Origin of the sequence: Novosphingobium lentum NBRC 107847 (genome assembly GCF_001590965.1) — a bacterium.
GTDB classification, from domain to species: domain Bacteria; phylum Pseudomonadota; class Alphaproteobacteria; order Sphingomonadales; family Sphingomonadaceae; genus Novosphingobium; species Novosphingobium lentum.
Window position 1 is genome coordinate 73,995 of the sequence record NZ_BCTW01000021.1, and the last position, 7,014, is coordinate 81,008.

General features: G+C 67.7%; 5 protein-coding genes. 2 read left to right on the forward strand and 3 right to left on the reverse strand.

Going from position 1 to position 7,014, the window contains the following annotated elements:
* Positions 1 to 58: 58 nt before the first annotated feature.
* A complete protein-coding gene (locus tag NL2_RS17135; RefSeq protein WP_245647737.1) occupies positions 59 to 1,015 on the reverse strand; it encodes a helix-turn-helix domain-containing protein in 957 nt (318 codons plus the stop codon).
* Positions 1,016 to 1,579: 564 nt separating this feature from the next.
* On the opposite strand from NL2_RS17135, the gene ggt reads away from it, so the two are divergent.
* A complete protein-coding gene (ggt, locus tag NL2_RS17140; RefSeq protein WP_084356172.1) occupies positions 1,580 to 3,313 on the forward strand; it encodes a gamma-glutamyltransferase in 1,734 nt (577 codons plus the stop codon).
* A gap of 143 nt (positions 3,314 to 3,456) precedes the next feature.
* Entirely contained in the window at positions 3,457 to 5,274 is a 1,818-nt protein-coding gene (locus NL2_RS17145) for an AMP-dependent synthetase/ligase (RefSeq protein WP_068077002.1), read from the forward strand.
* Positions 5,275 to 5,518: 244 nt separating this feature from the next.
* Here NL2_RS17145 and NL2_RS17150 read toward each other — a convergent pair whose 3' ends face one another.
* Both NL2_RS17150 and trmB read right to left on the reverse strand, forming a co-directional pair.
* A complete protein-coding gene (locus NL2_RS17150) occupies positions 5,519 to 6,052 on the reverse strand; it encodes a hypothetical protein (RefSeq protein WP_068077004.1) in 534 nt (177 codons plus the stop codon).
* Positions 6,053 to 6,233: 181 nt separating this feature from the next.
* A complete protein-coding gene (gene trmB, locus NL2_RS17155) occupies positions 6,234 to 6,962 on the reverse strand; it encodes a tRNA (guanine(46)-N(7))-methyltransferase TrmB (protein WP_068077006.1) in 729 nt (242 codons plus the stop codon).
* Positions 6,963 to 7,014 lie beyond the last annotated feature (52 nt).

Here is a 7,014-nt window from a genome sequence, read left to right on the forward strand (position 1 = left end):
CGTTCCGGTTATCTAGGCATCGCGCGACGCTTGCGCAACCGCGCTGCGCCGTTTCGGCTCAGGCGGTGGTGTCGCCCGCGTCGGACACAGGCATAGCGGCGGAGATTTCGCGGAAATTGCGCAAGTCGAGCAGCGCATTGAGCAGCGTGCCGTCGGGAATGTTGATCCGCGCCGGCGTGCGGCCCACGAACAGCCCGATCTCGCGGATCATGTGCGACTGGTCATAGAACTGCGCGGCGATATCGTCCGCCGCATCGGCCGTGGTGCGCGAATCGGCCAGCAGCGCGGCGGCGCGCAACGCGCGGTATTTGCGCGCCAGCTGCTTGGGCGGCAGACCGAAATACTGGTCGACCAGGCGCTGCAGCTGGCGCGGCGAATACAGCGCCTTTTCCTGCAACTGCTCGACCCGCGGCGACAGCGATGCGCCAAGCCATTCGACGACGTGCCGGATCAGCACGACATGCGCGGCCGGCACCCGGCGGACGATGGGCAGGATGGCGGCAGTCATCATCCCGGCCATGGCGGCAGGATCGAGCAAGCCGGCGTTGTAGCCGTCGCTGACATCTTCGCCCAGTTGGGTGAAGTGTTCACCCAGGATCTCGCCCGCCTCGACCAGCCGGTTGCCCGCCGTGGCGGCGGAGAGCCCGGTCATCGACGCCCAGCCCAGCGGCGACAGCGCGGCGCCAAACGCGTGCCACGGCCCGTCGACCACGATCGGCGCGGCGGCGGCCAGCGGGGTGAGCAGGTTGATCCGGTGGCTGGCGTCGACCGTCCCGTCGCGGATGAAGATCTGCCCCTGTCCCCGCATGAACACGCTGAGGATGCCGACTCCGGCCGGCTGGACATCGGCGATGACCGATTCGTCGCAGCGCATCAGGAAAAACGTGGTGACGTAGGGCGCCACCGCTTCGGGCGGCGCGAAATAGTCGAGCGTGATCAGCGCCGGACTGGTCAGGCGTGCTTCGGCCAGTTGCCGGCGCACGGCAGATGGTGGAACCCCCTTGGCAAGCATCATTGGCAGTCGGCGGGTGCCAAAATCGATTGCAGATCGTACATGTGCGTTCCGTTGCGGGTGATCCGGCTCCCGTCAAGCCCCATCGGGGTGAGTCGTTGCATGAATCGGCCCGCTTTCCGTAGCGTCATGCGTCCGGATGCGGGCCAGGCCGCAGGCACGGAAGCGCCGGTTTCGGCCAAAAAAAGGGCGGCCCCGCCGGAATGGCAGGACCGCCTTAAAGTGGAGAACTCGACACATCGCTGCACCGAGCCCTTCGGGTCGCAAGGTCTGTCTAAGCGACGAACCGATTCGAAAATTGTACGGATTCGACAAAATTGCGGGTTGTTGCGTAAGCTCCCGTTAAGTTTGCGGGCGTTGCCAACTTGTCACAGCTCCTCGCGTGCCACGGGGCGTGCCGGGCTTGCCGGGTCAGGCGGCAACGCATAGCGTGGCGTCATGCAACTTTTCTCCCATCGGGCGCCGCGGGCCCGGATCGATCATCGGGACCGGCAAAAATCCCGAGGCTTTGGGCTGCTGGGCCCAAGGTTGGCGGGCCCGAGGTTGGCAGGCCCAGGGCTGGCAGGCATGGCCGCGTTGCTGCTGTCGGGCTGCATGCTGCCCCCGCCGATGGTCGAGACCGTGCGGCTGCCGCAGGATGCCACCGCTCCCGCGCGGGTCGGCCAGGCCGACAGCGTGGTGGCGGGTGAAAAAGGGCTGGTCTCCGCAGCCGATCCGCGCGCCGCCGATGCCGGGGCGCAGATGCTGCGGCTGGGCGGCAGCGCCACCGACGCGGCGATCGCCACGATGCTTGCGCTGACCGTGGTCGAACCGCAAAGTTCGGGGATCGGCGGCGGCGGGTTCATGGTCATGGCCGATCCGCGCGGAACGATCGAGACGATCGACGGGCGCGAGACCGCTCCGATGGCCGCCAACGGCGACTGGTTCATGGCAGGCGGTCAACCCTTGCCGTTCGCGCAGGCCCAGCCCGGCGGCAAAAGCGTGGGTGTGCCGGGCAGCCTGCGGATGGTGGGCCGGGCGCACGGCGAGCACGGCAAGCTGGCGTGGCGCACGCTGTTCCAGCCCGCGATCCGGCTGGCGCGTGAAGGCTACCGGGTTTCTCCGCGCCTGCACGCCGCGCTCGACCGGGGCCGCGCGACGGGCGCGTTCGATGCCGATGGGCGCGCGCTGTTCTACGATGCCGGTGGCGCGCCGCTGCCCGTGGGAACGCTGATCAGGAACGAGGCGCTGGCCCAATCGCTGGAACGGCTGGCCGCGCGCGGGACCGACAGCTTCTATGTCGGGCCCAATGCGCAGATGATCGCCTCCAAGGTCGGCACCGCGCCGCACAACCCGGCGCCGATGAGCACCGGCGACCTCGCCAGTTACGACGCCAAGGTGCGCGCGCCGGTGTGCGGCAGCTATCGCGGCTACCGCATCTGCGGGATGGGTCCGCCATCGTCGGGCGCGACCACGGTGATTGCGGTGCTGCGCCAGCTCGAAGGGTTCGACCTGGCCGCGCTCGGCCCCGATTCGCCGATCGCGTGGCATCTCCTCGCCGAAAGCGAGCGGGTCGCCTATGCCGATCGCGATCGTTATCTCGCCGATCCCGACTTCATCCGCGTGCCCACGGCCGGCCTGATCGATCCGGCCTATCTGGCACGGCGGGCCAGGCTGATTTCGGCCGACCGCACGATGCCCGCGCCGGTGGCCGGGTCGCCGCCCGGCGCGCAAGCCCGGGCGGATGGGGTCGAGGCGGAAGAACACGGCACTTCGCACTTCGTCGCGATCGACAAGTGGGGCGATGCGGTCACCTACACCTCCACCATCGAAAGCGCGTTCGGATCGGGCATCATGGTCGGCGGGTATTTCCTCAACAACGAGCTGACCGATTTCAGCTTCGTGCCCGGCAAGGACGGCGTGCCGGTGGCCAACCGCGTGGACGGCGGCAAGCGCCCGCGCAGTTCGATGAGCCCGACGCTGGTGTTTGCGCCCGACGGATCGTTGCGGCTGGTGATCGGCGCGGCCGGCGGCGCGACGATCCCGGTGCAGGTGGCCAAGGCGATCATCGGCGTGATCGACTGGCACTTGTCCGCACGCGACGCGATCGCGCTGCCGGTGCTGTTCGCGCCGGGTGGCGACGCGGTCTACATCGAGCAGGGATCGAAGCTGGAGGCGATGATCCCCGCGCTCGTCGCGCTCGGCCACGCGCAGGTCACCCCGCGCGAACTGCCGCTGAAAGCCAATGCGATCGAACGCGTCGGCGCACGCTGGCAGGGCGCCGCCGACCCGCGCAGCGAAGGCGCAGCGGTGGCCGAGTGAAGCGCCGCACCGGCGCGGTCCCGACCATCGCGGAACCGCGACCGACGTTGGCGGTTGCCGTAGCGGCGGTGCCCCACTAGGCTTCACATCCGATACAAGAAACGCAGCGCCGGTGGTGCAGGCGGAAGCGGGGCGAGGAACCAGTGCAGCTTTCCGACTTTGCGGGTTTTCCCAACCTTGTGGCGATGTTTCTGGACCGCGCGCGCGAACGCGGCGACACCCCGTTCCTGTGGGCCCGCCACGGCGGCGCCTGGCATTCGACCAGCTGGACCAAGACGGCCGAACAAGTCTGCCTGATCGCCCGCAACTTGCGCGCGCTGGGGCTGGAAAGCGGTGACCGGGTGGTGCTGGTATCCGAAAACCGGCCAGAATGGTGCATCGCCGATCTGGCGATCATGGCCGCCGGGCTGGTTTCGGTGCCGACCTACACCACCAACACCGAACGCGATCACCTGCACATCCTCAACAATTCGGGCGCGCGCGCGGTGATCGTGTCGAACGCCAAGCTGGCGCTGCCGTTGCTGCCCGCCGCCCTGCGCAGCGACAGCGCCCGCCATGTGATCGCGTTCGAACCGCTGCGCCGCGCGCAAGCCGGGTCGCTCGAATTTCATGACTGGGCCGATTTGCTGGCGGGCGACGCGGCCACGGCGCGTACGGAAATCGATGTGCGGCTCGCCACGATCGGACGCGGCGATACCGCCTGCATCATCTACACCAGCGGCACCGGCGGCGCGCCGCGCGGGGTGCGCCAGCACCACGGCGCGATCCTGTGCAACGTCGATGGCGCGGCGCACATCCTGGCCGAGGATTTCGGCTGGGACCGCGAGATCTTCCTGTCGTTCCTGCCGCTGAGCCATGCTTACGAACACACCGGCGGGCAGTTCCTGCCGATCGGGATGGGCGCGGAGATCTACTATTCCGAGGGCCTGGAAAAGCTCGCCAGCAATATCGAGGACGTGCGCCCGACGATGATGGTGGTGGTGCCGCGCCTGTTCGAAGTGTTGCGCGCACGGATCATGAAGCAGGTGGAAAAGCAGGGCCGTTTCGCCAACTACCTGATGCGCCGTGCGCTGACGATCGGCGAGAAGGAGGCGGCGGGCAAGCGCCGGCTGATCGACCGGCCGATGGACCTGATCCTCGAACGCACGCTGCGGCCCAAGATCCGCCAGCGCTTCGGCGGGCGGATCAAGGCGATGGTCTCGGGCGGGGCACCGCTCAACCCCGAAGTCGGCGTGTTCTTCGATGCGATGGGGCTGACCATGCTGCAAGGCTATGGCCAGACCGAGGCTGGACCCGTGATCAGCTGCAACCGGCCCAAGGTGGGCCTGAAGATGGACACCGTCGGCCCACCGATGCGCGGGGTGGAACTGCGCTTTGCCGAAGACGGCGAGATCCTGGTGCGGGGCGAACTGGTGATGCACGGCTACTGGCGGAACGATGCGGAAACCGCGCGCGCCATCCCGCCGACCGGGCCCGACGCCGGCTGGCTGCACACCGGCGACATCGGCCATCTCGATGCCAAGGGCCGGATCGTGATCACCGATCGCAAAAAGGACATGATCGTCAACGACAAGGGCGACAACGTCGCGCCGCAGAAGATCGAGGGCATGCTGACGCTGCAACCCGAGATCGCGCAGGCGATGGTCTCGGGCGACAAGCGGCCCTATCTGGTCGGGCTGATCGTGCCCGATGCCGAATGGGCGCTGGCCTGGGCGCGCGCGCAGGACGAGAAGTTCGACATCCGCGCGCTGCAAGACCTCCCCGCGTTCCGGTCCGCGATCCGCGCCGCGATCGACCGGGTCAACAAGGACGTCTCGGTCACCGAAAAAGTCCGCCAGTTCGCCTTTGCCGACGAGGCGTTCGGCATCGAGAACGAGGAAATGACCCCCAGCCTCAAGATCCGCCGCCACAAGATCCGCGAACGCTACGGCGCGCGGCTGGATGCGCTGTACAAGGGTTAGGGCTGTTCAGCCTCACGGCCGGGTGCGATTTTTTTGTGCGTTGACCGGTCACTGACGTCGTCAGCAACCTCGCGCGGCACCGGCCCGCTCCCCCTGCCCGGCCAGGACTCCTTGTCCAGCCTCACGGCCGGGTTGCGGCACCGGCCCGCTCCCCCGCCCGGCCACCCAACGGAATTATGCTATGGGTGGCCGGGCGGGGGAGCGGGCCGGTGCCGCACTGTTTCAGCCACGCTGAAACAGAAAACTAATGCACGCTGGTTTCGAGATCCACATACTGGGGATAGAAGCACGGTGCGCGGGTCGACCAGCCGGGCGCGGTGGCCGCGGCTTCGCTGATCGACTGGAGCAGCCCCTTGCGCCGGTCGGGCCGGATCTGCGGCAGCGCGGCGGCGCCGCAGAACGCGGCCGGCAGCCACGGACGCACTTCGGCACCCAGCAGCCGCTCATACAGAAAGCGGAATGCCGAGAAGCAGCCGATCCGGTCTTGCGCTAGGTCGAACGCGGTGACGCGCATCAGCTTGCTCATGAACGGTTCGATCCCGTCGAACCCGGCGCCTGCCGGCAGTTCGCGGCGCAGCGATTTGAGGTCCTGGTAGAGCACGTATTGCGAGCGGATCGACGAGGTTTCCTCGCTGTTTCTCGCCCACAGGCGAAACGCGTCCTGCCGGCCCAGGCCGACATCAAGACTGCGCTTGATATAGCGCTGCTCTGCAGCTGTGAAACTGGCGAACTCACGCAGTTCGGCAATCGTCAGCGATGCGGTATCGGTACTCGACATGCCCCCGTCTCCTTGCCGGTGCGACCCGAAGGACCGGCAAGACACATTTCACCAGAGGATGGTTATCATCCGGTTAAATGGTTAACCCGGATGGCTGCTGGGGTGCAAAAAACCTGCCGTTAACCCGTGGCTGATAGGGTTTTTGCGGATTTTTGCCGGATTGGCACCGCCGCAAACAGCGTTAACGCCTGCGATACCGGAAGTACCAGACCTCGTGCCCCTGATCGCGGGCCTTGGCTTCGTAGCGGGTCTGGGGCCAGCCGCCGGGGCGCTGCTGAAAATCCTCCGGCTGTTCGCACAGCCAGGTGAACGCAGCGCGGTGGCGGCGCATGATCATCAGCGCGTGGCGCAAGTACACCGGATGATCGGTGCCAAAGCGGAACTCGCCACCCGGCTTCAGCTTGGCCGCGATCAGTGCGAGCGGGCCGTCGTTCATCATCCGCCGCTTGGCGTGGCGCGCCTTGGGCCAGGGATCGGGGTGGAGCAGGTACACGAACGACAGCGCACCGTCGGGGATACGCGCCAGCACCTCCAGCGCGTCGCCGTGATGGATGCGCACGTTGCCCAGCGGCGTATGGTCGGCGGTCCCCGCGCTGTTGCGCCCGCCGTCGACATGGACCAGCGCCGCTGCCACGCCGTTGAGAAACGGTTCTGCCCCGATAAAGCCGTGGTCGGGCAGCAGATCGGCGCGAAAGGCCATGTGCTCGCCCCCGCCGAAGCCGATCTCGAAGTGCAGCGGGCGCGTATCGCCGAACAGCGCCCCGGCGGTCACAGGGCCGTCTGCGGGCACCGCGATGCGCGGCAGCAGCGTCTCGACCAACGCCTGCTGGCCCGCGCGCAGCGGCTTGCCCTTGGCGCGGCCGTACAGGCGGTTGATGGTGGTGGGATCGCCGGGTTTGTGCGCTGTCATGGTGGCGCGGCGGCTACAGTCTGTTGCGGTGGGGTGCAAGCGGTGCGGGCCG